Raw genomic sequence first — 24,673 nt, 5'->3', positions numbered from 1 at the left:
GGTATGCGTCATGGTAAGATAGAAAGAGAATCGAAAGCAGGGGGTAGCAACACGTGCGTCGATATCGAAAAGTATGGGATTACTTGCTTTTGATTGCGATTCTGCTCGGGTTATTTATTTCTTCATCACAGCCATACGCCAAGCAAGACATGCGAGGGACGATAGACAAGCTAGTGGACGAACAGAGCTTACAGAACCGTATAGGCGACATATCCATTCCTTACGGAGGCAAGGATGTGAGCCTGGAAGAAAAGGGAGCGGCTGGTTTTATAGAGTTCTTTTTACGGAAAGGGATACACTTCTCTGTTTTTGCCCTCTTGGCTTTTAGCTGGTATCGCGTGTTTTCGCATCATCTCTCGTTTGGGCAAGCACTGCCATGGAGCGCTTTTTGCAGTGTGATGACGGCTGCTTTGGATGAATGGCACCAGACGTTTACACCGGATCGAACCGGAATGGTGCAGGATGTACTGCTCGATGCAGCTGGATCTGTCACGATGTTGTTGATAATTGCTCTCAATTACCTGTATTCACGAAGAGCACATCGTTATAAAATGTAGGAAGCCTATCCATCCTATGGGAGAGAAGGCTGTGATGAACGATTGGAGAGTGGATTAGATCGTGGGAAAAAAAAAGAATGTCCTTGTGCTGAACTGCGGAAGTTCTTCGGTGAAGTACAAGCTTTATGAAATGCCTTCCAAGACATTGATTGCGCATGATTATTTGGAACAAATCCAGCGTGACCAATATGAAGATACGATTCGGGGAGTGTTTGAATCCCTCAAACAATATTCGATAGATATCGTTTCCCATCGTGTTGTCCACGGCGGAGAAGCATTTAAGCAGTCCGTTATTATCAATGACCAAGTAAAAGAAGAAATTCGTAACCTGTCCCGTTTCGCCCCGCTTCATAACCCCATTAACCTAACCGGGATTGAAGTTGCTCAAGGCCTGTTTCCTGATTTGATTCACGTAGCTGTTTTTGACACAGCATTTCACCAAACCATGCCACCATCCTCGTATTTGTACGCACTGCCTTATGAATACTACGAACAATACGGCATTCGCAAATACGGTTTCCATGGAACGTCTCACCGCTATGTAATGGGCCGTGCAGCAGAAATGATGGGTCGCCAGAAGGAGCAGCTTCGTCTGATCAGCTGCCACATTGGAAGCGGGGTAAGTATTACGGCGATCCGAAATGGTGAATCTTATGATACGTCGATGGGTATGACACCATTGGCAGGTTTGTCCATGGGTACGCGCAGTGGAAACATTGACCCAGGTATCATCCCGTATATTGAGGAAATTGAAAGGACCGACACGGCTGGTGCTATCAAGATTCTGAATAACAAGAGCGGTCTCATGGGCGTATCGGGTGTATCCAATGATTTGCGCGACGTTATGAAAAAAGCAGAAGAGGGACATCTCCGCAGCAAGCTCGCTTTGGAATTATTTACTACTATTCTACATAAGCATGTGGGACTGTACCTTGCTCGCTTGAATGGAGTCGACGGCATTATCTTTACAGCAGGGGTTGGAGAAAATAGTGCTGCCGTGCGTGATTTGGTGTGCTCTGGTTTGGAATTCGCCGGGGTAAACCTGGATCGTGAGGCAAACCGCAGCAGCAAAGGTGAGGCATTCATCAGCACGAAATACTCCCCGGTAAAAGTCATGGTCATCCCGACAAATGAAGAACTTGTCATGGCAATGGATGCATTTGAACTGGGCAATAACTAGGTTGGAGTATGTCCCTAGAAAGAATAGGCTTTTCAGTATTGGAATTTCTCTGCTATACTAAGAGAATGAGGCTTCTGGTTTGAGGTTCTCACCATTTTTCTGAAAAAATAAAAGGAGTGCAAACTGGATGGCAGTACAAGTGGGAAGCATCATCGAAGGAAAAGTGACAGCGATTAAACCGTTTGGGATGTTTGTAGCAGTCAGCGAAACGGAGCAGGGGCTGGTCCACATTTCCCAAGTAGCAAACGGTTTTGTTAAGGATATCAATGATCACTTTACCGTGGGGGCACCAGTAAAGGTAAAAGTACTCTCCATTGATGATGCAGGTAAAATCTCGCTTTCGGTTCGCGCAGCACTCCCAGCGCCTGAGCGTCCGGAACGTGAAGAACGCCGTGGCGGTGGATATCGTGGAGGCGACCGCGGAGGGAATGCAAAACGAGATAGCGGAGCTTCTTTCGAAGACAAGATGAAAAAATGGATGAAGCACAGCGAAGAGAACCTTGCGACAATCAACAAAAAGAACGCAAAACGCGGCTACTAAGCCTTGCGATAACTAAGAAGGACGGGATCAGCTCCCGTCCTTTTTTGCGTTTCCTATTCGATAGGATTCCCCTCTTTTTCCCAGTATTCCATCCCGCCGAGCATCTCTTTTACCCGAAAGCCGAGAGCGGCCAGTTTCGCACAAGCCTTTGCAGCACCATTGCAGTTGGGACCCCAGCAGTAGACGACCAGGAGCTTGGTCGGGTCCAGAGCAGCCGTCGTGTCAGTGGAAATGAGCGAATGGGGGAGATTCAGAGCACCGGGAACGTGACCATCCCTATACGCTTTTTCGCTGCGAGCATCCAGGATGTAGAAGTCTTCCACACGGTTCTGAATGTCACTCCATACATCAGAGACATCTGTCTCAAGAGAAAGCTTCTCGAGAAAATGAGTGCGGGCTACTTCAGGTGACGCGGCGGGTGTTTGCAAAACAAGGGACATATCAAAATCCTCCTCGTTACATGTGATGGTGATGCACACAGCATAGCATTGAACCAATCATCACAGTTATCTATACTATTTAATGAGGATCATTACTAATTTCTATGGGAGGAAGCGGGATGGAGCTGGTCTATTTACATACTTTTCGCGAAGTAGCCCGGTATGGGAGCTTTACACGGGCAGCAGAAGAACTGGGCTATGCTCAACCGACGGTAACGGCACAAATGCAAAAGCTGGAGCAGTCGTATGGAGCCCCGCTATTTGAAAGATATGGACGCAAGCTGCGACTGACCCAAGCAGGTGAAGCCTTGCTGCCGTACGCACGGGAATTGATTCGTCTGTATGGGGAATCTAAAGAAGTGATCAAGCAACAGACGACAGGTCCCATTGCCATTGGAACGATCGATACACTGGCGGCATTCTTTTTGCCACCGTATTTGCAGGCTTTTTGCCAGCAATATCCTCAGGTTGATTTAGTATTGCGGACGGCTGGAGAAGCCGAAATCGTGCAACAGATCAGGGATGGTTATCTCGATTTTGGGATCATTTTCGATCGCCCTTGTACAGACCCTGAGTTAGTCACCCACGTCATTCGCGAGGAAGAATTGGTGGTCGTCATGCCAACCACCCATCGATTCACAACAGCAACTGTACTCACAGTCCATGATTTGGGCGGGGAGCCGCTTGTATTGACCGAAGAAGGCTGTACGTATCGGGGCATGCTGCTAGAGGCTTTTGGTGAGGCTGGGATGACCCAACGAATCGCCTGCCAATTCAGCAATCCGGAAGCGATCAAGCAGTGTGTACGCTGTGGCTTGGGTGTGGCATTGCTGCCTGTTATGGCGGTCCAGAGAGAGCTCGCAGAAGGGGTGCTCACAGCCATCCCGTTTCAGTCGGATAAGCCGCCGTTTTCCATTCAGCTTGTTTATCATAAAAAGAAATGGCTATCACCTTCGATGGTGACGCTTGTGGATACGATTACGAGATCACAGAGAGAGGAATCGTGAGCAGGATGCAGCAAGATATTTCACCATTTGTCGCATGTACACCTGAGGAGACAGTCTATCCGGGAGTGCGTCTCTACACCGTCAGCTACTACAGTCAAGACTTGCTGGTAAAAGCTGCATTGGCTGTGCCGGAGGTGTATTTTCAGGAGGGAGCATGTCTGCCGGCTCTCCTGTATTGTCGAGGTGGGATTAAAGGAGTGGGACGCGTCAGACCCGAGAGAATTAGTCAGATGGCTGCTTTTGGCTACGTGATCCTCGCTCCTCATTACCGTGGCAACGAAGGCGGAGAGGGCCGGGATGAATTCGGTGGGGCAGACAGGCATGATGTGTTTGCCGCATTTGAATTGCTCCGTAGACTGGAGAGGGTAGACAAGGAGCGAATCAGCGTCTACGGCTTTTCACGCGGTGGTATCATGGCTTTGTTTGCAGCAATAGAGTGCAAGGGCGTGCTGTCTTGCGTCGTATGGAGTGGCGTCAGCGACATGTTTTTGACCTATGAGGAGCGGGTTGATCTGAGAAGAATGCTGCGCAGAATCATCGGTCATCCACGTAAGCAGGAGGATGCTTACCGCGATCGGACACCTTTGTACCGGATGGACGAGATTTCTTGTCCTGTGCTAATCATACATGGAACGGAAGATGAGAATGTGGGAGTGGAGCATGCTCATAAATTGGCAGATGCGCTGACGCTGGCAGGCAAACCGTATGAGAAATGGCTGGCGCAAGGGGCCAGCCATCTGTTTGTCGGGGAAGATATGGAGATGTACACGCGCAAGATGTTCGCTTGGCTGGATGCGCAAGCCTAATCTTCTTTTGGTGTAAGCGGCAGCGTAATGATGATTTCCGTTCCTTTCCCCAGCTTGCTGTTCACGTGCAGCTCCCCACCGTGGTTTTCCACCATTCGCCGCGAAATTGGCAGCCCCAGTCCAGTCCCATCCTCTTTTAAGGAGAAGAACGGATCGAATATACGCACCAGATATTCTTGGGGAATGCCTTCTCCCGTGTCTCTGACATGAATATGGACAGCTTGATCATCCAGGCGGCTTTCGATGGAGAGAACGCCGCCGTCTTTCATGGCTTCAATGCTGTTTTTCATTAAATTTAACAGGATTTGCTTTAATTGCTCGACATCGACGTGAATGCGAATGCTCGGATCACAGCGGTCTACGATTTCAATCCCATGCAGCATAGCCTCGGCATTCATCAAGGGAAGAATCGAATGAATGACACCGGTTAGCGCAACCTCGCGATAATCGGGCTTGGATGGTTTGGAGAGCATCAACAACTCCGTCACGATGCGGTTGACCCGTTCAATTTCCTGCAAGATTAAGGGCAAATAGTACAAATCGCGCTCTTGATCAGATAAACGCTGTTCTAATAGCTGAATAAAGCCGTAGATGACCGTTAGCGGATTGCGAATTTCATGAGCGGCTCCCGCTGCTAGCTGACCGACCATGGCCAGCTTCTCAGATTGATTCAAGTATTCTTGAATTTGTTCCTGCTCCGTAATGTCCAAGAAGGCGACCATCCACCCGGTTTCCTGATCGTGGTGATGATTGTGTAAAGGGATGTAGGAGACCAGAGCAATGAATGGTGTATCGTCTTTTTTGTACAAGGTCATTTTGCGATTGACGAACCAGGGAGTCGGCTCATTGCTTGTGGGTGCTTCAAAGGAATCCTTAGACACCGGGTAGCCGAGATCGTCGAGCTTGACTAAATGCTGCGCCAACTTGTTTACATGAAGACCGACTGGCGCATGGGAGCGTGTAATAATCCCAACAGGCAGGGAGTTTAAGATTTGCTCCCGGATGTTTTTTTCTTCGGTCAAAATTTGCCGTTGCCGTTCATCTTGCGCGAATAGATTGGCGATACTACTCGACATTTTATTGAACTCCTGCGCCAACTCAAGGAATTCATCTTGATGGGTATAGACGATTTGCTGACCGAATGTTCCTTTCGATACTTCACGGGCTTGTTGCATGAGAGACTGAATCGGGCGCAACAGCTCATTGCGGAAGTAAAACGTACAGAATAGCCCAAACAAGATAGAGGCTACGGAAACCGTATAGGTCAGAATCAACGAAACTTTGATGCTCTCATTCGAATCCTGAAACTCTTTATTCGTCTGATACTCCAGCTGATTGAGTGAAAAAGACAGATCTCGTTCAAACCGATCGAGCAATGGCTGTACTTCATGGGTAAGGACATAGCTGACGGCAGGAACATTCCCTGCTTGCAGCAACGGATTGATTTTGTTCAGAAAAATAAAATCCAGTTTTGATATCGATTCAATAATGGTAAACAAGCCACTGTTGGCTTCTGTTTTGGGAAGCGAGGAAAAGCGCGCCGTATCGATTAGATTTGTATAGTACTGATCCAGGTAAGACTCGTCGCGTGTCAATGTATACATGTTCAAGGCATATGTCTTGGTGTATATCTGGTTTTTGACTTCCAATAAGGCACTCGTTTGCGGTAAGAGGTTTTGCGTTAAATACACTTCATCAGAGGTGACTTTGGTCATTTGATAACTGAAAAGGGTCGTTACGCAACCGATGAGAAGCATCATTACGAGATAGCTGAGCATGATTTTTTTCTGAAATCCGAGATTGCTGAAAAGGGGCATGCTGATTAACCTCCATACGAGCCACGGGAAGGAATGAGATTTTGCAGTTCCCGTTCTAAATCTTTACGTACATTTTCTGGCACCATGTGTCCGAATTGACTGAGATGGTTGACCCCTTCTGCAAGTCCGTACATGACTTTTCCATTGGGGAGATCCCCTTGAATAAACTGTTCCATGATGATGCGGTAGCACTGACGAACATCCTGCATCATGGAGGCCAGCACGTATTCTGGAGCGATGTAGCTTTGATCGGCAATATATCCGATGGTAAATACTCCTGCGCGCTGCGCTTCTGTAATCACTTCGAGATTGAAGCTGTCGCCTGTGGTGTAGATAACATCCACGCCTTGCGAAATCATGTTGCGAGTCGTGCGAATGGCCCCGGTACTATCATTGAAATCAGGTACCTTTCCAATAACGATAGTAGTGTTGGGTGATGCCTTTTTCACTCCTTCGATAAAGCCTTCTACTTGCGTTAACTCAGTGGGCTTGTCCACCATGATGTATCCGACTTTATCCGATTTCGTCATTTTGGCGGCAAGGATACCGACGAGCTTGCCGGCAGGCTTCATATCGTAACGAATCGTCGTCTGATTCGGATGCGGAGCCTCTCCGTTAAAGGAAACAAAGTGTGATTTCGGATAGCGAAGCGCTACGTCTGTAAAAGGATCAGAGAAGATGAGGCCATGACCGAGTATGAGATCATAGTCGTTGGCTGCATATTTCTCAGCCACCTTTCTGATCTGCTCCGGTTTTATATTATTGGCGATTTCGAGTGAAAAGTTAAATCTTTTTTGCAGTTCTGTCATACTCTCCAGTGCACTGCTGTTCCAGCCCTGATCATATGTGGGGCCCTCCAGCAATAGGGCGACACGCACTTTGTCAGAAGAATGGCTGCTTTTATTTATGACTTTATCGAGATGCTTCATACTTGTAACGAATTGACTGGTAATGAGCAGAAGCAGCCCGACTACCAAACCAGTAAATAAGACGGGAAATGGCAGCAGCTTTGGCATGCGGGATTCCTCCATAGAAAAAAAGCATAATCCACTTGAAAATATAGATACACGTCATGCCTATTATATAGGTTCTCTGAGGGTTGTGCATGGAAAAAAGGGATACGGACAGCCTAAGCATATGGAGAACATATCCCCCTGCAAAGAGGGAACAGAAGGGAGGCATGCACGCGATGGAAAACGATATGGTGGAAATCCCCCAGATTCATATTCCTGATGAGGTTACACAGGTCGATCGACCGGAGATTGGAGAGACCACTCCACACCCGAAACCGGAAAGCCCTCTGGCGTCGAGCGGCACAGCCGAACTCGCCAGCGAGAGCGTTTCGAATGAGAGCAGTGAGCGAATTGGTTTTATTTCATAAAGCCGATCGGATTTCGCGCCATTCGACAAAAGAAGTCATTTTCTCTCGTGGACAAGGCTTGCGATTTCTGCAAAAGTAGGAGGTAGAATAGCAAGCGAGATGCGAGGGGATAAGATTGCATGGCCCGATTGCTGATAGTAGATGACGCAGCCTTCACGAGAAGGGTGCTGACGGATATGTTAGGCGAGCAACATGAAGTTTGTGGAGAAGCGAGCAATGGTTTGGAGGCAATTGAAAAGTACAAGGAGCTCAGGCCGGATATTGTCACCATGGATATTACTATGCCGCACATGCACGGGATTGAAGCCACGCGTCACATCTTGGATTTTGACCGTGATGCCAAAATTTTGATCTGCTCGGCAGTCGGGCACCGGCAGAAGGTGCTGGAAGCGATGAGGACAGGAGCGAGTGATTTCGTCGTAAAGCCTTTTCAAAAAGAGCAGATTCTCGATGCAATCGCACGGCTTTTGTAAACAGGAAAAAGCAAACATCCGCCAAATCCCGGTTGGGAAGGCGGCTGTTTTTCTATTAAGAGAAGATTTTACAAGCTGATTTCCGTTCCAATGCCGTTTGCTTTCGCCCGTTCATAGACCGTTTTGGCTACGGCTGTGTCCAGGTAGGCAACCCCCACTGATTTGTACAGCGTGATTTCTTCCTCGTTTTCTCGGCCAGGCTTTTTCCCAATCAGAATGTCTCCCAGCTCAGCGTGCATTTGTTCAAAGCTCCATTCCCCGCGTTCAACCGGAATGAGCAGATCGCCTGCTTCGTGCCGGGCTCCCTCCAGTGTATCGACCACGACTTTGCTGTTTTGTACGGTAGTCGAGTCGACCTCCTGCATATGAGGAAGAAAAGCACCGATGGCATTGATATGCGTGCCGGGACGCAAGTGTGCTCCATCAAATAACGGGCTGGTAGCCTTGGTGCTGCAAATCACGATTTCGGCATTCGCAACCGCTTCATTGGCATCATCCATAACCGTGATTTCGCCTTGCCACTCCGGATAGAGGAAGAGTAGTGTATGTTTCATTTCGTCCGCTTTCTGACGTGTGCGGTTATAGAGATAAATGTTTGTCAGCGGACGGACCTCCATGACGGCTTGAATCTGTCCGATGGATTGTGCCCCGCAGCCCAATACAGCGCAGCTTTGCGCAGTTTCTTTTGCCAAGTATTTGGTTGCAACGCCACTACTTGCTCCTGTGCGCATAATCGTCAATAGGCTCGCGTCCATCATCGCCACATGCTGTCCCGTTTTTGCTTCCGTCAACACGATGACGCTTTGGAGTGCTTTGATCTCGTGCTGGTGATTCTCCGGGAAAATGCTGATGATTTTTACCGCTACATAATCGTCCGTTTCCAAATAGGACGGCATGTATAGACTGGTTGCTCCGTATTTCGGATGGTCAATGGCAGTACGAACAGGGGTGGTGACATTTCCTAGCATATGCTCACGGAAGACGTGTTCCACATCTTCCAAGCAATCTTTCATCGTGTAGATTCGTTCAATGTTTTCACGGCTTAATACGAGCATGACATTCATCCTTTCATCGGGATCCTTTGTCAGTAGATATTGAAGTGTCACTTCAAATTATAAGTGAAGTAACACTTCAATTTGCAAAAATAAAACAATCACAAATCAGATAATAATAAATATTTTAAAATGAAACACAATTGGTAGCAATAGTAAAAATTGATACTTATGCTAACTTTACAACTTTTTTCGGGAAAGAGTATGATAGACCTATCCTTTTTACGGCGAGGTATGCAAATGGAACCCACCATTGGTGTATTAATCAAATCGCTTCGTGTCGGCAAAAAGAAGACACTCAAACAAATTGCGGAAAAAACACAGCTGTCGATCAGCTTTTTGTCCCAAGTAGAGCGTGGGAAGTCTTCCATTACGCTGGAGTCATTGAAAAAAATTTCGGAAGCCTTGGGAGTGAGCCCAGGCTATTTCTTTTCGGGCGAGTCGAGTGGAGGGAATGAGCAGGTACGCAGGGCGAGCAAGGAGCGATCTGGGCTTCTGCATGCGCCTTTTGTGTATGAGGACCTGTCCAGTGATTTGGTGAATCCGACGTTGGTACCGATTCTCGTCACGCTATCCCCGCATGGAGAGAAAGGCACGCCTTTTGTTCATCAGGGGCAAGAGTTTGTTTATGTCCTGGAGGGTGTGCTGACACTTTTACTGGGGGAAGAGGAGCATGACTTGTTCCCTGGTGACAGCATTCACATGGATTCATCCGTGCCACACAACTGGGTGAACCGTACAGGCGAGGTCACCAGATTCCTTTGTGTCAATTCGCATGACAGCGATATGATTCCGACCGCTCCTTATTAATTGAGTGAGAGCGTGTAGCGAAGTCATGTTTTCTACTATAATAGAAGAACACGTAGAAAAGAGCGGTAAAGAGGTGAAAGCGTGCCCGTAGAGCCTAACTATTTTCAACAGTATCAGCATGCTGATATCGACGAATTAGCTGATGTCATTGGAGAACTTTTGCAAAATCCGATTACGGTTGAAGATGCCGATCATAAACTGATTGCTTACAGCTCACACGGAGAAAGCACAGATGAAGCGCGCTGGTCTACCATCATGGGGCGACGGGTACCGGAAAAAGTGCTGACGCGCCTCTGGAAGGACGGCGTATTCCAGGAGCTGTTAACGCACGACAACCCCGTACACATCCCGGCCAAGGACGAAATCGGCTTGGGGAAGCGTGTGGCAATTGCCATTCGCAGAGGGAGCGACGTGCTCGGTTACATTTGGGCACAAGAGGTGAATCGACCAATTACCCAGGAAGATGATGAAATTCTTCGTCAGGCAGCACGCGTAGCTGTCTCGCGTCTCATCCAACGGCAGGGAAAACGCAAGGCGGAAGAACAGCGACGCAAGGAATTTCTGTGGGAGCTGTTGCTGGGGAATCACAGCAGTGAGGCTGGCATTCGCCAAAAAGCGGACACCTTGCAGATGCAGCTTCCGACCTCTTATTTAATTTGTATTATAGAAGCGGCAGGAGCCCGTCTGGACCAGTACTTGTATCCGTTGTTAATGCGTGACAAGCTGCTCTGGGTTGTCGACGGATCGCAAATCATCTTATTGATCGGTCTGTCCGATGCGAAAAAAGAGAAGAGTGATGTGCTCATTCGCAAGGTGGAACAGTTCCTCGCAGACTCGCTCGGCAAGCTCGAAGCACATGTCACAGAAGGACGCCAGGTGATTGCCGGGTACGGGAGAGATTACAAGTCTTATACGGATATTGTGAAAAGCTACAGGGAAGCGCTGCATGCACTCAAGATCAAAAAGCTGTTTCCTCAGGAAAATGAAGGGATTCACGGGTACCACGAGCTTGGGATTTATCGCTATTTACTTCAACTGAAGCAGTGGGAAGAGGAGCAGGGCTATCAGAATGAACGGTTGGAAAAACTCAGACAGTACGATCGCGACAACCAGACCACACTCATGACGACATTGGAGACTTTTTTGGATGCCGCTGGCAAGGTCAACAAGACAGCAGAGCGCCTGCATATCCACATCAATACATTGAGCTACCGACTGAGACGAATTGAGGAGATCATGCGTGTCGATCTCGACAATATGAACCAGCGGGCTGCCTTATATTTAGAGTTGAAAATAGCCAAATTAGATGGGGAACGGTAGTTCGTTTGTGAATTTTCACAAATGAAAAGATGCTAAAATTAAAGGAATCTCCAAGGAGTATGCCCGAAGATACGCTGTACAATAATAGTAACCGCAAAGAAATTGGCGTTTCCAAGGAGGACATACTTATCATGATCGTTGGAATTCCAAAAGAAATTAAAAATAATGAGAACCGCGTTGCCATTACCCCAGCAGGTGTAGCTGCTCTGGTGCAAAACGGACATTCCGTTCGTGTAGAAACAAGCGCAGGGCAAGGCAGTGGTTTTACGAATGAAGATTACAAGGCAGTAGGCGCTGAGATCGTAGAAACAGCAGCAGAGGCATGGGCGTCTGACATGGTCATGAAAGTAAAAGAACCACTCCCTGCTGAATACGGATATTTCCGTGAGGGTCTGATTCTGTTCACGTATTTGCATCTCGCACCAGAGCCTGAATTGACTCGTGAATTGCTCGATAAAAAAGTGATTGCAATCGCTTACGAAACCATCCAGCTCGACAATGGCGCTCTGCCTCTGTTGATGCCGATGTCTGAAGTAGCAGGTCGCATGTCCGTTCAAATCGGTGCGCAATTCTTGGAAAAGCAATATGGTGGAAAAGGTGTTCTGCTCGGTGGCGTACCAGGCGTGCCAAAAGGCGAGGTAGTCGTAATCGGCGGCGGGATCGTAGGAACAAACGCAGCGAAAATGGCGCTTGGACTGGGTGCAAATGTAACCATTATCGATGTAAACGCAGACCGTCTGCGCCAACTGGATGACCTGTTCCAAGGCCGCGTTCAGACGCTGATGTCCAACTCCTTCAACATCGCAAACGCTGTGAAAAAAGCAGATTTGCTGGTAGGCGCTGTGCTCATTCCAGGTGCTCGTGCTCCACGTCTGGTAACAGAAGACATGGTAAAAGAGATGTCACCTGGTTCAGTGATCGTAGACGTTGCGATTGACCAAGGCGGATCGATCGAAACCGTTGACCGCATCACGACTCATGACAAGCCAACCTATGAGAAGCACGGTGTGATTCACTACGCGGTAGCGAACATGCCTGGTGCAGTCGCTCGTACATCTACATTGGCCCTGACCAACGTAACCGTTCCTTACGCGGTACAATTGGCGAACAAAGGCTACGCACAAGCGATTCGCGACAACAAAGCATTGGCAAAAGGCGTAAACGTCATCGACGGAAAAGTAGCTTACAAGGCTGTCGCTGATGCGCATAACCTGCCGTATGCTTCTATCGAAGAAGTTTTGCTGGTGAAAAACTAGCTTCAACGGTAAATAGAAAAGAAGAAACTGCTTGTCCGAGGTTACGGCAAGCAGTTTCTTCTTTTATTTAGTCGGCCGAAGCGGGTCAGGGTATTTGACCGAATCCATCTTCATTTTTCCGGAATCACTTAAGTGTATATGCACCTGGATTTGGGTCAGGGAATCAGGTGTGAGCTTATTGCGCTTGCGTATTTCGTACTTTCGCCAAGCCTGGTAGTCTTGTTTAAACAAACTTTCCTCCAAGCTATATAGATCAACCCCTGCTTTGACTCCTTTTAGAAACGTCCCGCGAATTTGCTCGGCTACCTGTTCTTCGGAGCTTTTTTGTACGAAAGCAGGCGTAACCGTACTCAACATTTCACGAACGAACCCCTTTAGACGAACATTGACCTGATAACGAGGATGCTCTCCGGTGGTAATCGGAATGATGTCCAATTTGACGTGCTCGATACGCATGGTTGCTTTGGGAATGTTGTTTTGCCTCACAACGAGGTCAGCATATTTCGTGTCAGGATTCATCCATCGAATCCCCATTAAATCACGATTGGGAAAGTAACCCTGCCAATTTCCACGATGAATGGCGTGGATGCCGTCGATGGAAAGACGAGAAATAAAACGATTATTTTCTTTCCAGGAACGTTCGTACAGCGTAATGTTTGGCAATAACACGGTTTTTGCTGGCTCCCAAAAGTCCGAGATAAACCGAAAAAATTGGATCGGCTCGATAAACGAACGCTGCTCGTAAACATCCTTTGGCTGATGCAAAAGAGAGTCTAATGGAGAAAAGCCAACCAAAGAATGAGAGCTTAACACTTTGTCAATCGGCTCCCGCGTTCCGAATACCCATTTCGTGTAACGAATCAGACCGTATCGATTCATAATATCATGGGAGGTGATAATGCCCTTTTGCAAGAGACGCTCATGAAATACGAGGGAGGATACAAAGCCAAGAAATACGGGGACCTGCGAGTTTTTTTGAAGGTTATCAAAGGCAGATTGAAGTGTTTTCCCTTTTCCGATCGAAATGGTCGCAGGTGGTGCTTGAAGGGTAGTTGATGACTCCTGCTTCGCGACGGTAGACAGATCGGTGGATTGGGCGTATAAAACATACTCATTGTTGACGTAATCAATGCCCATGGCAGATAAGTAGCGAAGATCCTGGATGGATTTCTGGTCCCAGCAGCCGCTAAGAAGAGTCGTTGCCAACAGCAGCATAGCAGAAGCAATCCGCATGCATTTCATTTAGGATCGCCACCCTTAGCCGATCTTGTCCGTAAAAAACTGATCATGGGTTTGAATATGACATTTAACAGTGTGGACAATGAGTTGGATGAATCCATCAAAACATACGATCTGCCAAAGGAGGTCAAGGTGGATAAGTAGTATACGATGGCAATCATCCCGAGGATAAAGCCATACATGCCGATGGTTGCGGAAAGGAAGAAAACAGTGAAACGAGCCACGGTAACAGCTCCGCTTAATGCCTGGTTGACCAGCGTGAAGGAGGCAACAACTGTCAGGGAGCCGATAAACAGCATCGAGGGCGATGTCAGTCCTGCACGAATGGAAGCATCCCCGATAATCAGTGCACCGACTAATGCCAGCGTCTGACCGACGTTTTTGGGCAAGCGGGCACCTGCTTCTCGCAGAAATTCAAAGATAAACAAGATGATGAATAGCTCCATCGGCGCGGAAAATGGCAGCCCTTTTCGGCCTTGTGTAACGGTAGCGAGCAATTGAAAAGGAAATTGCTCTACATTATAGGCGGATAGGGCAATCCAAAAGCCAGGCAGAAAGATCGCGATCCAAAATCCACCCAAGCGCAGAATGCGTTCCAACCATACATAAGTAACCGGATACTGATCATCTTCGGGAGATTTGATGAGTTCGAGCAAGGTAACAGGTGCCACGATGGCCAAGGGTGAGCCGTCTACCAACACGATTACTTTCCCTTGCAGCAGCGTGTAAATCGCATAGTCAGGACGCCCCGTATAATCAACTAACGGAAACAGCGAATGAGTGTTGTCACTGAGTAATTTCTCCAGGATAGCGCTATTTAAGATTTTTTTTGTCCTACAATTGAGGAGTCTCTCACGCATCATCTCCACGAGATCCGAAGATACTCCATCTGTGATATACATCATCGCAACTCTCGTACGCGAGCGCGTTCCGAGAATAAAAGGCTCATAGGCCAGGGTAATGGTTCGCATACGCTTGCGAATGAGAGCCACGTTCGTGGAGAGATCCTCGACGAAGCCGTCGCGGGGACCTTTGATTGATATCTCTGTATTGGCTTCCTCAGTACTACGCTCTGGCCGATTGGAGATATCCCAGGCAAATGGCGGGGAGTCTCCAATAAAAATCAGCAAATCTCCTGAAAACAGTCGCTCAACCCACAACTCAGGATTCGCGAAGAGCGGGGAAAGAGGCAGGGAACGCAAATCACCAATAGCCAGGAATCGCTCCAATTGCGGCAATGCCGTATCGTGTAATTGACGAACGTCTGCAAGTCCTTCGCAATAAAGCATCAATACAGGCTGGTCCTCGGTTGTGACCGTGCTAATAAAAATGATGTCCGCACAATGCGCGAATTTTTCCCGCAGCTCCTCTTCAAGGGTCATAAGGGGTCTCCTCCTGTCTGGATGGTTTTCGCAGGGATATCAGGATGAGTGCGAGTGAGACAACAACCATAATGACGAAGTAAAGTGGGTAGTATACACGCGATAAAAAGGCTACGAATTGCATGTCGCTGTAAGGAAGGCTGGTGAAGGCAATCATGCTTCCGCCGAAAAATAGCATCATGAATTTGCGTTGCTTTCGGGTTCGTATCGTGATCAAATCTCCTAAAAGAATCAAGCAAAGCGTTATTCGAATAAAAGCACCGGAAAGCCATTGGAAAATCGAGAAAAACTCCATGTTCTCGATGTCTTTTCCGATCGTGAGCAGCCGCCATTGTTCAAATGCAGGAAAACGTTGACGAGCGGACTCTACAGGTCCAAATTCTGCAATTGCCCCTGTCAGTGGGCTGAGTGTCAACAGCAGCGTGATACCGAGCATGACAAAAAAGTGTACGAGTCGAAACGGTTTTCGTACGTGATGCTGGAGCAACAGGAGCAGAAACAGCTCGGTGAAACCGCCGCCAACGTAAAGCATCCCATGTAACAGCGGACGCAAACCGTTCTGGAAAAGCGGGAGCAAATGACTATAATCCTTTTTGGGAATATTGCCAAAAGCGACGAAAAATCCAAGCAACACGACTATGGGGAGCAAGACGCCAGCAGTGATTCCAACGGACGTCATACCTCCAATAGACGCAAGTACACATAGCCCCATCAAGGCGAAAGCGGTCACCCACTCGGGTGTTCGAGGCAAGTAGTTTACGGTTGTCCAAGTTTGCGTATCGATCAAATTCGTTAGCGCCATTAGGTACAAGCAAATCATGATTGGAACGAGCAAGAAATTGCTGACGATTTTTCCTGAACGTTGTGAAAGCCATTCATACAAAGATTGTTGATCTAAACTTCGATTAATCACAAACAGCAGATACGCCCAGAGAGAAAAGGGTATACCTGAAAGCAACACACTCAACCAAGCATCTCTGCCTGCTTTACTAAGTAAGAGGGGGATGACGGTTACGTGGTTCGTAATGCCGATCGTCAGCATCATCACCATAATGGCTTGACCAATCCCGATTTTTCCGTCCACTTTCATGAAAGACTAATCCCCCTGTGCGTGGTGGTGCTGTTAGGATTTGCCTGCTTACTTGGAAATATGTATCACGTATAAAGGTTACATACTCCCGAAAAAGTATGGTATTCTACTATGAGGTAAAAAGGTAGAAACGGAGTAAGGAGTGCAGCCGATGTATCAGCTCATAAGAAAATATCTGTTCCAGCAAGATGCGGAAGAGATTCATGAAAAGACAATTGGTGCCTTAAGGCTGGTGGAGGATTCTGCTCCAGGCAAAAGCATCCTGAAGATGATCTATCAGGTAAAAGACCAGCGATTGGAGAACAAGCTGTGGGGAATGACGTTTCCGAATCCAGTCGGACTTGCAGCCGGTTTTGATAAAAATGCAGAAGTTTATCATGCGTTGGGTGCTCTTGGTTTTGGGTTTGTGGAAATCGGGACATTGACGCCGCAGGGGCAGCCAGGCAATCCAAAGCCCCGATTGTTCCGATTGCCGGAACATCAAGCTGTCATTAACCGAATGGGCTTCAACAATCACGGTGCTTATCTGGCTTCCCAGCATTTGGTCGACTACGCATACTCAGATGTTCCGATTGGGATTAACATTGGGAAAAACAAAGTAACGCCGAATGAAGAAGCGGCCGTCGATTATAGCAAATGTATGGACATGCTCTATGCATACGGTCACTATTTCGTCATTAACATCAGCTCTCCAAATACCCCGAATCTTCGTGACTTGCAGGAAACGGAGAGCTTGCGTCATTTGGTGCGTGCAGTAAGAGAAAAGGCAACCGAAATGGAAGGGCGTTCCATCAAGAAAAAGCCGATCTTGCTAAAAGTAGCGCCAGACATGTCAGATGAGCACATGCGCGATGTTGTTCACGCTGCTGTAGAAGAAGGCATTTCCGGAATTATCGCTACCAATACGACACTGTCACGTGAGGCCGTTTCCGGACATCGATTTGCCGAGGAAGCGGGCGGATTGAGCGGAAGACCTCTTACAGAGCGTTCCACTGCTTGGGTGAAGGAGATTTATCAAGAAGTAGGAGACAAGGTACCAATCATCGGTGTCGGCGGTATTTATAACGGCGAAGATGCCTACGCGAAAATCCGGGCAGGAGCCAGTCTTGTTCAGGTGTATACGGGGATGATTTATCAGGGCCCAGGTATCGCCAAACAAATCAACAAAAAACTGCTCAAGCTCATGCAACGCGATGGTTTTAAACATATTAGTGAAGTAATTGGCGTAGACGCAAAAGAATAGAAAGAACAAGTACGCATAGGTCTATGGCTCCTTTGTAGCGGGTCATCGACTTATGCGTTTTTGCTTATATTCTTCCGATTTATGTAGTGATCCGGTATAATGATGTGGGACAAACATGAATTGTCAGTCAATTGCATATAGTCGGCGTTAGGTGCCTTTATGTGACACATAAAGGGTAACAGGGAATCGGGTGAAAGTCCCGAGCGGTCCCGCCACTGTAACCAGGGAGCTCTCTTTGAGAAGGAAACCACTCATCTTCGTATGGGGAAGGACAAGGAGCGCATGGATCTGGAAGCCAGGAGACCTACCTAGTAGCCACACCCACAGAACCTTCGCGGAAAGGAGCGGTGAATACGAGGCAATGAGGCTGTCTAGTCAGTCTGTTGTTTTGTGTGCACATCTCGTCCACTGATGGATGGGATTTTTTTGTTTGGAGGAAAGAATGAAAGTCAGTGAAGGAGGATAAACATGAATCGATCTCGTCTCGTATCTACTTGTTTGATGATCGCGGGCTTTGTCTTGTATTTTTTGCTCAATGAACCTGAGACAGGACATGCAATGCACATCATGGAAGGGTATTTGCCATTATCCTGGGCCTTATTTTGGTGGGCTGTGTTCTTGCCATTCTTTATTCTTGGGATTCGCTCGATTAACAAGATTGTAAAAGAACATCCCGAGATGAAGCTCCTTATTGGCGTTGCAGGAGCATTTGCATTTGTTTTATCTGCATTGAAAATCCCTTCGGTTACAGGCAGCAGCTCTCACCCGACTGGAACGGGCCTTGGCGCCATTATGTTTGGGCCTTTTGCGATGTCTGTGTTAGGGAGTATGGTGCTCTTGTTTCAAGCCTTGCTTTTGGCGCATGGAGGTTTGACTACGCTAGGGGCAAATGCTGTATCTATGGCAGTAGTAGGACCCATGGTGGCATACGGAATCTATCGGTTGATCATGAAAGTGGCCGGAAGTCAGCGTCTGGCGGTTTTTGCGGCGGCGGCTTTGGCTGATCTCGCTACCTATGTGGTGACTTCGCTTCAACTGGCACTCGCATTTCCAGCTGAATCTGGCGGAGTGTTGGCTTCGTTTGCCAAATTCGCAGGAATTTTTGCGTTCACGCAAGTACCGCTCGCTATCAGTGAAGGTCTGTTGACCGTTCTTGTTTGGAACTGGTTGTTATCTTATAACGCAAAAGAGCTTACACAGCTTCGTTTGCTCAAACGGGAGGAATCGCTGTGAAAAAAGGATGGAACTGGCTTTTACTCTTGGGGGTAATCGTACTGGCTACTGTCCCGCTGTTACTGGTGCAGGACTCGGAATTTGGCGGCGCAGACGGCGTGGCGGAGGAAGCGATCAAGGAAATCGCTCCGAACTACGAACCATGGTTTCAACCGCTAATAGAACCGCCAGGGGGAGAGACGGAGAGTCTATTGTTTGCGGTGCAGGCGGCGTTGGGAGCGGGAGTGGTTGGCTACGCCGTGGGCTTGTACAAAGGTCGGTTGGATAAACGCAAAAAATGAACGGGTTGCAGCTTGATTCTCTCTCTTATCAAAACAGGCTAAAACATCTGCCGCCAGCTCATAAGCTATTGCTGGCGAGTGCAATGCTACTGCTCGTCCTGGTGGGACATGTATGGATGCAGATGGCGGTCGTGGTTTGGATGACGGTATGGGTAGTGGTGTATGCCCGTATTCCTGTCCGAATCTACTGTGCCTTTATGATCGTGTCACTCTCGTTTTTCGCGGCGGGGCTCCCTGCTCTATTGATTGAAGGAGTGAGAGCAGGAGGAGTACAGGTACAGGTCGCGGCAGCATGGGAATTCGGTACGTATGTGCTCTATGTGCCGATGTCCTCCTTCAGTAAAGTTTGGATTTTATTTTGGCGGACCATGGCGAGCTTATCTTGCTTTGCTTTCCTTTTGTTTACCGTGCCGTTTGCCGAAATCTTGCAGGTGCTTCGCCGGCTTCATATGCCTGTTCTTGTGACTGATTTATTAATGATCATGTATCGGTTTATTTTTGTGTTGGTAACGATTTCTCACCAGCTCTGGATTGCCCAACGTTCGCGCGGAGGTCATCGCGGCTTCCGGGCGACACTTCGGGATGCAGGGGTTCTCGTTGCGCAATTGTTTGTCAGAGCGATGCGCAAATACGAAGCCCTGCACAAAGGAATGGCGGCAAGAGGTTTCGGGGAGAGCATGCAGGTGCTCTCGTTTCATTCCCATGCCCGCTCGCGCCGCTATGAGTGGGAATCAATCGCAGGCTGTATGCTGCTGGTGCTGCTTGAGTGGTGGACAGGAGGTTGGCGGTTATGACATCACGGTTGTTGGAGTTCATCGATTTGCAGTACACGTATCCAGGAGGGCGGGGACCAGTCCTGTCAGGGCTGTCCTTATGGATTCCAGAGGGGAAAAAATGTGTTCTTTTGGGGCGGAATGGCTGTGGGAAGTCGACCCTGTTCTTGCATGGAAACGGGATCATCGAGCCTCAGAAGGGACAGGTGCTGTGGAAGGGGAAACCCATTGTCTACAAACGAGCCGCATTGCAAGAGATGACGCAAAAGGTAGGCTTGGTCTTTCAAGATCCCGAGCATCAGTTGATCGCAAGCACAGTCGCGGAAGATATATCCTACGGTTTATGCAATCAGAAGCTGCCTGTGGACGTAATCCGGGCAAAGGTAGAAAAGGTGCTGGATGCATTCGGGTTAAGAGAGCTGGCAGAAGCTCCAATTCATCATTTGAGCCTGGGACAAAAACGGAGACTGGCACTCGCGGGGGTCATGGTCATGGAGCCCGAGCTTTTGCTGTTGGACGAGCCAACTGCGTATCTGGATCGCTACCAGACCAAAAATTTGCTGCGGGAGCTCGATGCTATTCACCGGCAAGGAACGACTGTTTTGATGGCAACACACGATATGGATATTGCGTTTGAATGGGCCGAGTGGATTTGCATCATGGATGAAGGCAGGCTTGTGTTCGCGGGAGATCCGCAGGAGGCATTGGAAAACAGAGACATGCTGGAAAGCCTTCATCTGGGTATGCCGTTGCTCGTGGATGTGTGGGAGGCACTGCCTGAGCAGTGGAAGCGAGAGTTGGGCGGAAGTATTCCACGTTCGGTCGACGAGCTGCGAAAAATGCTAAGTGTTCAGCGGGTATGGTGAATGGAGTGGGCGCTTTCGGGTAAGCTAACCCCAAAAAGCCATGGAGGTACGCAGTATGGAACATGACTCTGTCTCGAGTTCATCTGTCCCGAATCATCAGGAAAAAGGAATCCCTCGCCAAGTGAAGGATGAACTGATGTATCAAGTGTTGGAGAAAGACATGACTACCGCTGAACAGGAAAAGAAGATAAAGGATGATTACCTAAAAGGAAAGGCGTAAATTTGCGCCAAGAAGCCCTTCTCGCCACATAAAGGCGTGAAGGGCTTTTTTACATGGAATGATCCCCGTACCCACCCTCGTCTGTCAGACAAAATCAACACACGGTAGTTACAATACCAAGTACGCATTACTCATGTCACATTACTGGGCTTCTTATGTGAGAGAGGGATTTGAACCCTCAGGGTTGCCCCTCGACCCGACCAATGAGTTTTCAACATTAACCCTGTTGAATGGGGACGTGTTCGCCTTTTGCAGACAGACTACCGACTTCCATGTCTCTTACGTCAGGTTTCTTGCAACTCCGTTAACCAGTTGAATTGTTGAATGCTTGCATCCAGTTCCCGGTACTGCTTGGACAGCTCGTCGACTTGCTTTTGCAACTGGGCAATATTAACAGTCGAGCAAACCTTGACCTCCGAACGGCTGTAGCGATCATGCTTGACAGTAGCTGCTTTGATCAGGTCGGCCAGCTCATTGCGTTTTGAACCGAGAACATCACGTTTGGTTAACGCATCGGAGAGCGTCATTGTTTCGTTAAAGCGGCAAGACGCATTGGTTCGATTGATTTGCTGAACAATACGCTCGAGCTGGTCAAACAACTGATACAGCTCAGATAAGAGATCGTCAGGATTTTCTGGAGGCTGTTCACCTTCCTGGACCTTTGCGCTGCGGTGCAAGCGGTCCCCCAACTGTTCGATTCGCTTTTGATAATCGGCACGAATGATTAACGCTTCCGCGAGTTTCACAACCGTAACCCCCTAAACCAATCTGATAGTTTATACGCTTGTTTGCTTGATTGGTTGTGGTAAAAAAAATAAAATATGGGAAAACTTATATTCCGCTGAAAAGGTAAGAAGATTTGTACGAATTTTGTAGGGATATGTCCATTCATCACGAATAACGTAAAGAAGGCACTTACTTACAATGGGAGAAGTGATGAGGTTGTGATTTCAACTTTGAATAAGACGCTATGCGTTCAGCAACTCGTAGAAAAATTAAGAGACAAGCAGCTTCTTCATGTACCAATCGCTGATCTTCGAGAATCCAATAAAGTGTTGTATGAATACGTCAATCAGCTCAATGACTCGATTGCGATCATTCCGACTACGATTAATTCGGTCATTACAGGCGTGATCCGCTTCCAGGAAGGGTACTTTATTACCTTAGGCATGCTCATTTGGAAAGACGCCAACAAAAAAGGAGCGTTCAAAGAAGGGACGTTTCTTTTTTACAAGCATGACGCTCAGGATTTGATTGAGGAGTGCGTTCATATTACCAATTCCATCGAAAATCACAATCTGATGGAAAGCCTGTTCTTTGCTTGCTGCGAGAGCAAGGATGGCGATTCCGTGCTTTCCTATTCGCATATCGAGCATGCGATTACATACGGGGAGCTGTATCGTGACATAAAGTCCAAAATCAAAAAAGGATTTGCATAGTTAGAGAAACTTTACACGCCAAGTTTTGGGTGATATACTACTGAAAATTTATAAAATATTCCAATTGAAGAGGAGTTTTCCTACTTGATGATTAAGAAGTAACGTCTTGCCATTCACCAGTTGGCCCGACCCCCTCCACGTAAATGGTTTTGTTTACCCATAAATAAAAACCACTTACAACCAAATGGAGGAATATCACAATGAGTAAACCTGAAATGAATGTTGCCCTAGTAGTCGGTCCGGATACGGACCAGGATAGCCAAGCAATCCGAAATACACTTGAGTATTTTGGAGCTCGAGTCTTTACGTACTGGATTGGTCGACCAAGCGATTTGATCGATGTATTGAATGGCAGCGACCTCTACCCAAATACCGACATGATTATTCTGAATTTCCATGGCGATGAGGGAAGTCTCATCATGCCAGAGCTGGGCGAGGACGTTTACGAGGAAGGAGAACCAAAGGATAATTTTGGTCCTGACGAGGTTAGACGGTTTGCCAAGCTGGATGGAAAAATCGTGTTAGGTAACGGATGCTCGCTTGGTGATCCCGAATTAGCGAAGGCCTTTCTGGACAGTGGTTGCCATATGTATATCGGGCCAGATGATTACCCGGACGGAAGTTCTGCGCTGATGTTCGCCCTGCGCTTTTTCTACGAGGTAATTCAAAACAAGAAAAGCGTGGAAGAAGCTTTTCGAATCGCAAAAGCAACTGATGAAGAAACCGAGATGTACCAGCTTTATGTAAAAGAGTAATAACAACGCAAAGGGAGCCTTGTACGAGGCTCTTTTTGTGTCGAGAATTGTCAGCTATTATTCTTGTTGGTACTCATATTTTGGATTAGGGCGGAATTCTGCAAGTAAAGTCGCAAATCGGACTGCAATAGGATGAAAAAGGGCGCAGGCAAATGCTTGCGTCCTTTTGCTATTAGGTGAGGGTACAGGCAAATCATGAGAAAAGCGCATAGAGTAGTGTGTCTAAGGAAAGGGGGAGACAGAATGGGTTTCTTTGATGGCTTCGATGACTTTGCTCTGATCCTGGTCCTTTTCATTTTGTTGGTAATTGTCGGTTGTGATTGTTAGGGTAACAAAGTAATGCAAAGGGACATACAATCCCTTTGCATTATTCATTTACGAATGGAGGTGAGGAGGAAAATTGGCTAGAAAAATCAATGGTTTTACCCCTGAGTTCTCTGACTGGCTCAAGTCAAATAAGGTTTCGGTCAGAAAGCTGCAAAAAAATCCTGAATCCCTTGGTCAGTATTATCAAGAGTGGGCAAAAACAAGCCGTAGGACGAGAAAAGAGTCTCGACCGCCAAGGGTTTCCAATCTAAACCTTGATATGGGTACTATTTTAAATGGTGTACGTATAGCGAACGAGGTATTCAGAACGTTCCAAGGTGCAAATGGGCTTGGAAGTATGTTTAGAAGGTTTATGTAGTGATCATGAATCTTGTTGGGAGCTATTCCAGCAACCCCAGCTCTTGGTAAACCTTGATGGACACGACACCGTTTGGTTTTAATTTTCGATCCCGTTGAAATTTCTTTAGAGCCGCAGTTGTCGAGGATCGAAACTTGCCATCGCATATTCCGTGATAATAACCAGCGCTCTTCAACCGAGATTGAATGAGCTGTACATCTCCACCAACGTCACCCTCGGCTAAATCTCTAGGATCGTGGCTCGGGTCCCCTAATACATGACCATAAATCGTTACTTTTGTTCCGAGTGGAATCATCTTGAACAGTTCGATGACGTCGTTGTTTCGCATGCGGATACAACCATGGCTCAAATGCTGTCCGATGGAGTATGGTTTGTTTGTGCCGTGGATGCCATAAATTCCCCAAGGGACGTTTAAGCCTAACCATCGTGGACCGAATGAGGGTCCCCAATCTTTTCCTTTGTATATGACTTTGTATTCTCCAACTGGTGTAGGTGTAGAAGGATTACCAACGGCAACGGGATACGTTTTTACTGTTTTCCCATGCTTTTTGACAATTAACTTGTGTTTCCTGGGATAAACTTCAATCGTAAAAATCCCTTGGTCGCTAATGATTGGTAACGAATGCTCGGCGTAAACAATTTTTTGACCGATTTCAATTCCTACTGGAAAGCTAACAGTTAAGAGAAGAATGGCAGCAAAACAAATGAGCAAGAGGGTTATCGTTCGATTCACCATTGTCTATGTTCATCCGATCATCTGTTTTTTTCACAGTACAACTTTAATTTGTGAATGGAAACAGCATTTTATTCGGGACAAAGTGAAAGCC

The 24,673-nt window shown here is 47.5% G+C and carries 29 protein-coding genes and 1 riboswitch; of the genes, 20 read left to right on the top strand and 9 right to left on the bottom strand.

Annotated features, from left to right (window positions below; genetic code table 11):
• The first annotated feature begins 53 nt into the window (after window positions 1-53).
• The 3 genes from HP570_RS18960 to HP570_RS18950 all read left to right on the top strand — a co-directional run bounded on the left by HP570_RS18960 (window position 54) and on the right by HP570_RS18950 (window position 2,278).
• Window positions 54-557, top strand: coding sequence for a VanZ family protein (locus HP570_RS18960; protein WP_087347681.1), 504 nt, complete (start codon window positions 54-56; stop codon window positions 555-557).
• 61 nt (window positions 558-618) lie between these two features.
• Window positions 619-1,737, top strand: coding sequence for an acetate/propionate family kinase (locus HP570_RS18955; RefSeq protein ID WP_173626744.1), 1,119 nt, complete (start codon window positions 619-621; stop codon window positions 1,735-1,737).
• Window positions 1,738-1,864: 127 nt separating this feature from the next.
• On the top strand, window positions 1,865-2,278 hold the full coding sequence (locus tag HP570_RS18950; RefSeq protein WP_015893180.1) for a S1 RNA-binding domain-containing protein: 414 nt from the start codon (window positions 1,865-1,867) through the stop codon (window positions 2,276-2,278).
• 53 nt (window positions 2,279-2,331) lie between these two features.
• On the opposite strand, the gene HP570_RS18945 is transcribed toward HP570_RS18950, so the two are convergent.
• On the bottom strand, window positions 2,332-2,718 hold the full coding sequence (locus HP570_RS18945; RefSeq protein WP_015893179.1) for a rhodanese-like domain-containing protein: 387 nt from the start codon (window positions 2,716-2,718) through the stop codon (window positions 2,332-2,334).
• Window positions 2,719-2,837: 119 nt separating this feature from the next.
• On the opposite strand from HP570_RS18945, the gene HP570_RS18940 reads away from it, so the two are divergent.
• Entirely contained in the window at window positions 2,838-3,725 is an 888-nt protein-coding gene (locus tag HP570_RS18940) for a LysR family transcriptional regulator (RefSeq protein ID WP_142496983.1), read from the top strand.
• 5 nt (window positions 3,726-3,730) lie between these two features.
• Window positions 3,731-4,531 (top strand): alpha/beta hydrolase family protein, encoded by an 801-nt coding sequence (locus tag HP570_RS18935; protein WP_173626813.1) that lies wholly within the window; start codon window positions 3,731-3,733, stop codon window positions 4,529-4,531.
• On the opposite strand, the gene HP570_RS18930 is transcribed toward HP570_RS18935, so the two are convergent.
• Entirely contained in the window at window positions 4,528-6,348 is a 1,821-nt protein-coding gene (locus HP570_RS18930) for an ATP-binding protein (protein WP_173626743.1), read from the bottom strand. The genes HP570_RS18935 and HP570_RS18930 overlap by 4 nt on opposite strands.
• A 5-nt stretch (window positions 6,349-6,353) precedes the next feature.
• The gene (locus tag HP570_RS18925; protein ID WP_064201563.1) at window positions 6,354-7,364 is read right to left on the bottom strand and encodes a BMP family ABC transporter substrate-binding protein; all 1,011 of its coding nucleotides are present in this window, start codon (window positions 7,362-7,364) and stop codon (window positions 6,354-6,356) included.
• A gap of 173 nt (window positions 7,365-7,537) precedes the next feature.
• Between HP570_RS18925 and HP570_RS18920 the strand changes: the two genes are divergently transcribed.
• Both HP570_RS18920 and HP570_RS18915 read left to right on the top strand, forming a co-directional pair.
• Window positions 7,538-7,729 carry a hypothetical protein gene (locus HP570_RS18920; RefSeq protein ID WP_041749638.1) on the top strand — a complete coding sequence of 64 codons (192 nt, stop codon included), beginning with the start codon at window positions 7,538-7,540 and terminating at the stop codon, window positions 7,727-7,729.
• Between the two features lie 119 nt (window positions 7,730-7,848).
• Entirely contained in the window at window positions 7,849-8,202 is a 354-nt protein-coding gene (locus tag HP570_RS18915) for a response regulator (RefSeq protein WP_015893174.1), read from the top strand.
• 68 nt (window positions 8,203-8,270) lie between these two features.
• Here HP570_RS18915 and HP570_RS18910 read toward each other — a convergent pair whose 3' ends face one another.
• A complete protein-coding gene (locus HP570_RS18910; RefSeq protein ID WP_173626742.1) occupies window positions 8,271-9,257 on the bottom strand; it encodes an ornithine cyclodeaminase family protein in 987 nt (328 codons plus the stop codon).
• Window positions 9,258-9,494: 237 nt separating this feature from the next.
• Here HP570_RS18910 and HP570_RS18905 point away from each other — a divergent pair, with 237 nt between their 5' ends.
• The 3 genes from HP570_RS18905 (at window position 9,495) to ald (ending at window position 12,640) form a co-directional block, all read left to right on the top strand.
• Window positions 9,495-10,064, top strand: coding sequence for a helix-turn-helix domain-containing protein (locus HP570_RS18905; RefSeq protein ID WP_173626741.1), 570 nt, complete (start codon window positions 9,495-9,497; stop codon window positions 10,062-10,064).
• Window positions 10,065-10,145: 81 nt separating this feature from the next.
• Entirely contained in the window at window positions 10,146-11,384 is a 1,239-nt protein-coding gene (locus HP570_RS18900) for a PucR family transcriptional regulator (RefSeq protein ID WP_173626740.1), read from the top strand.
• A 131-nt stretch (window positions 11,385-11,515) separates the two neighbouring features.
• Complete coding sequence (gene ald / locus HP570_RS18895; RefSeq protein WP_015893170.1) at window positions 11,516-12,640, top strand: alanine dehydrogenase; 1,125 nt, start codon at window positions 11,516-11,518, stop codon at window positions 12,638-12,640.
• Window positions 12,641-12,703: 63 nt separating this feature from the next.
• On the opposite strand, the gene HP570_RS18890 is transcribed toward ald, so the two are convergent.
• The 3 genes from HP570_RS18890 to HP570_RS18880 are packed head-to-tail and all read right to left on the bottom strand — an operon-like array spanning window position 12,704 to window position 16,351.
• Window positions 12,704-13,882: a Ger(x)C family spore germination protein gene (locus HP570_RS18890; protein WP_173626739.1), complete on the bottom strand. Its 1,179-nt coding sequence runs from the start codon at window positions 13,880-13,882 to the stop codon at window positions 12,704-12,706.
• Complete coding sequence (locus HP570_RS18885; protein WP_173626738.1) at window positions 13,879-15,261, bottom strand: spore germination protein; 1,383 nt, start codon at window positions 15,259-15,261, stop codon at window positions 13,879-13,881. The genes HP570_RS18890 and HP570_RS18885 overlap by 4 nt, the downstream gene beginning before the upstream one ends.
• Window positions 15,251-16,351 carry a GerAB/ArcD/ProY family transporter gene (locus HP570_RS18880; RefSeq protein WP_173626737.1) on the bottom strand — a complete coding sequence of 367 codons (1,101 nt, stop codon included), beginning with the start codon at window positions 16,349-16,351 and terminating at the stop codon, window positions 15,251-15,253. Before HP570_RS18880 ends, HP570_RS18885 begins: the two co-directional genes overlap by 11 nt.
• A 151-nt stretch (window positions 16,352-16,502) precedes the next feature.
• On the opposite strand from HP570_RS18880, the gene HP570_RS18875 reads away from it, so the two are divergent.
• The 6 genes from HP570_RS18875 (at window position 16,503) to HP570_RS18850 (ending at window position 20,967) form a co-directional block, all read left to right on the top strand.
• The gene (locus HP570_RS18875) at window positions 16,503-17,594 is read left to right on the top strand and encodes a quinone-dependent dihydroorotate dehydrogenase (protein ID WP_173626736.1); all 1,092 of its coding nucleotides are present in this window, start codon (window positions 16,503-16,505) and stop codon (window positions 17,592-17,594) included.
• Window positions 17,595-17,726: 132 nt separating this feature from the next.
• A riboswitch (cobalamin riboswitch) is annotated at window positions 17,727-17,920 on the top strand.
• Between the two features lie 142 nt (window positions 17,921-18,062).
• A complete protein-coding gene (locus HP570_RS18870) occupies window positions 18,063-18,827 on the top strand; it encodes an energy-coupling factor ABC transporter permease (protein ID WP_016742902.1) in 765 nt (254 codons plus the stop codon).
• Complete coding sequence (locus HP570_RS18865; RefSeq protein WP_016742903.1) at window positions 18,824-19,108, top strand: energy-coupling factor ABC transporter substrate-binding protein; 285 nt, start codon at window positions 18,824-18,826, stop codon at window positions 19,106-19,108. The genes HP570_RS18870 and HP570_RS18865 overlap by 4 nt, the downstream gene beginning before the upstream one ends.
• Entirely contained in the window at window positions 19,105-19,902 is a 798-nt protein-coding gene (cbiQ, locus tag HP570_RS18860) for a cobalt ECF transporter T component CbiQ (RefSeq protein WP_173626735.1), read from the top strand. Before HP570_RS18865 ends, cbiQ begins: the two co-directional genes overlap by 4 nt.
• Window positions 19,899-20,747, top strand: coding sequence for an energy-coupling factor ABC transporter ATP-binding protein (locus HP570_RS18855; protein ID WP_173626734.1), 849 nt, complete (start codon window positions 19,899-19,901; stop codon window positions 20,745-20,747). The genes cbiQ and HP570_RS18855 overlap by 4 nt, the downstream gene beginning before the upstream one ends.
• A gap of 55 nt (window positions 20,748-20,802) precedes the next feature.
• Window positions 20,803-20,967, top strand: a complete 165-nt coding sequence (locus HP570_RS18850; protein WP_172801895.1) for a hypothetical protein — start codon at window positions 20,803-20,805, stop codon at window positions 20,965-20,967.
• A 284-nt stretch (window positions 20,968-21,251) separates the two neighbouring features.
• On the opposite strand, the gene HP570_RS18845 is transcribed toward HP570_RS18850, so the two are convergent.
• Window positions 21,252-21,713, bottom strand: coding sequence for a DIP1984 family protein (locus HP570_RS18845; RefSeq protein ID WP_142496998.1), 462 nt, complete (start codon window positions 21,711-21,713; stop codon window positions 21,252-21,254).
• A gap of 198 nt (window positions 21,714-21,911) precedes the next feature.
• On the opposite strand from HP570_RS18845, the gene HP570_RS18840 reads away from it, so the two are divergent.
• From HP570_RS18840 to HP570_RS18825, 4 genes are all read left to right on the top strand, one after another.
• The gene (locus HP570_RS18840; protein ID WP_173626733.1) at window positions 21,912-22,406 is read left to right on the top strand and encodes a hypothetical protein; all 495 of its coding nucleotides are present in this window, start codon (window positions 21,912-21,914) and stop codon (window positions 22,404-22,406) included.
• A 200-nt stretch (window positions 22,407-22,606) separates the two neighbouring features.
• Window positions 22,607-23,161 carry a delta-aminolevulinic acid dehydratase gene (locus HP570_RS18835; protein ID WP_173626732.1) on the top strand — a complete coding sequence of 185 codons (555 nt, stop codon included), beginning with the start codon at window positions 22,607-22,609 and terminating at the stop codon, window positions 23,159-23,161.
• A gap of 195 nt (window positions 23,162-23,356) precedes the next feature.
• Window positions 23,357-23,488, top strand: coding sequence for a YjcZ family sporulation protein (locus HP570_RS30075; RefSeq protein ID WP_081437273.1), 132 nt, complete (start codon window positions 23,357-23,359; stop codon window positions 23,486-23,488).
• A gap of 73 nt (window positions 23,489-23,561) precedes the next feature.
• Entirely contained in the window at window positions 23,562-23,846 is a 285-nt protein-coding gene (locus tag HP570_RS18825; RefSeq protein ID WP_064201553.1) for a hypothetical protein, read from the top strand.
• A 22-nt stretch (window positions 23,847-23,868) separates the two neighbouring features.
• Here the strand turns inward: HP570_RS18825 and HP570_RS18820 are convergent, their stop codons facing one another.
• A complete protein-coding gene (locus tag HP570_RS18820) occupies window positions 23,869-24,582 on the bottom strand; it encodes a L,D-transpeptidase family protein (protein WP_173626731.1) in 714 nt (237 codons plus the stop codon).
• Window positions 24,583-24,673 lie beyond the last annotated feature (91 nt).

This window comes from Brevibacillus sp. RS1.1 (assembly GCF_013284365.1).
GTDB classification, from domain to species: domain Bacteria; phylum Bacillota; class Bacilli; order Brevibacillales; family Brevibacillaceae; genus Brevibacillus; species Brevibacillus brevis_D.
The sequence above is the reverse complement of the archived record's forward strand: the minus strand, read 5'-3'. Positions and strand labels throughout refer to the sequence as shown.

Excerpts from the sequence above, each read along its gene's own strand:
- HP570_RS18950 (WP_015893180.1), top strand. The coding sequence starts at position 1,865 with ATGGCAGTACAAGTGGGAAGCATCATCGAAGGAAAAGTGACAGCGATT.
- HP570_RS18945 (WP_015893179.1), bottom strand. The coding sequence starts at position 2,718 with ATGTCCCTTGTTTTGCAAACACCCGCCGCGTCACCTGAAGTAGCCCGC.
- HP570_RS18940 (WP_142496983.1), top strand. The coding sequence starts at position 2,838 with ATGGAGCTGGTCTATTTACATACTTTTCGCGAAGTAGCCCGGTATGGG.
- HP570_RS18935 (WP_173626813.1), top strand. The coding sequence starts at position 3,731 with ATGCAGCAAGATATTTCACCATTTGTCGCATGTACACCTGAGGAGACA.
- HP570_RS18930 (WP_173626743.1), bottom strand. The coding sequence starts at position 6,348 with ATGCCCCTTTTCAGCAATCTCGGATTTCAGAAAAAAATCATGCTCAGC.
- HP570_RS18925 (WP_064201563.1), bottom strand. The coding sequence starts at position 7,364 with ATGCCAAAGCTGCTGCCATTTCCCGTCTTATTTACTGGTTTGGTAGTC.
- HP570_RS18920 (WP_041749638.1), top strand. The coding sequence starts at position 7,538 with ATGGAAAACGATATGGTGGAAATCCCCCAGATTCATATTCCTGATGAG.
- HP570_RS18915 (WP_015893174.1), top strand. The coding sequence starts at position 7,849 with ATGGCCCGATTGCTGATAGTAGATGACGCAGCCTTCACGAGAAGGGTG.
- HP570_RS18910 (WP_173626742.1), bottom strand. The coding sequence starts at position 9,257 with ATGCTCGTATTAAGCCGTGAAAACATTGAACGAATCTACACGATGAAA.
- HP570_RS18905 (WP_173626741.1), top strand. The coding sequence starts at position 9,495 with ATGGAACCCACCATTGGTGTATTAATCAAATCGCTTCGTGTCGGCAAA.
- ald (WP_015893170.1), top strand. The coding sequence starts at position 11,516 with ATGATCGTTGGAATTCCAAAAGAAATTAAAAATAATGAGAACCGCGTT.
- HP570_RS18890 (WP_173626739.1), bottom strand. The coding sequence starts at position 13,882 with ATGAAATGCATGCGGATTGCTTCTGCTATGCTGCTGTTGGCAACGACT.
- HP570_RS18885 (WP_173626738.1), bottom strand. The coding sequence starts at position 15,261 with ATGACCCTTGAAGAGGAGCTGCGGGAAAAATTCGCGCATTGTGCGGAC.
- HP570_RS18880 (WP_173626737.1), bottom strand. The coding sequence starts at position 16,351 with ATGAAAGTGGACGGAAAAATCGGGATTGGTCAAGCCATTATGGTGATG.
- HP570_RS18875 (WP_173626736.1), top strand. The coding sequence starts at position 16,503 with ATGTATCAGCTCATAAGAAAATATCTGTTCCAGCAAGATGCGGAAGAG.
- HP570_RS18870 (WP_016742902.1), top strand. The coding sequence starts at position 18,063 with ATGAATCGATCTCGTCTCGTATCTACTTGTTTGATGATCGCGGGCTTT.
- cbiQ (WP_173626735.1), top strand. The coding sequence starts at position 19,105 with ATGAACGGGTTGCAGCTTGATTCTCTCTCTTATCAAAACAGGCTAAAA.
- HP570_RS18855 (WP_173626734.1), top strand. The coding sequence starts at position 19,899 with ATGACATCACGGTTGTTGGAGTTCATCGATTTGCAGTACACGTATCCA.
- HP570_RS18850 (WP_172801895.1), top strand. The coding sequence starts at position 20,803 with ATGGAACATGACTCTGTCTCGAGTTCATCTGTCCCGAATCATCAGGAA.
- HP570_RS18835 (WP_173626732.1), top strand. The coding sequence starts at position 22,607 with ATGAGTAAACCTGAAATGAATGTTGCCCTAGTAGTCGGTCCGGATACG.
- HP570_RS30075 (WP_081437273.1), top strand. The coding sequence starts at position 23,357 with ATGAGAAAAGCGCATAGAGTAGTGTGTCTAAGGAAAGGGGGAGACAGA.
- HP570_RS18820 (WP_173626731.1), bottom strand. The coding sequence starts at position 24,582 with ATGGTGAATCGAACGATAACCCTCTTGCTCATTTGTTTTGCTGCCATT.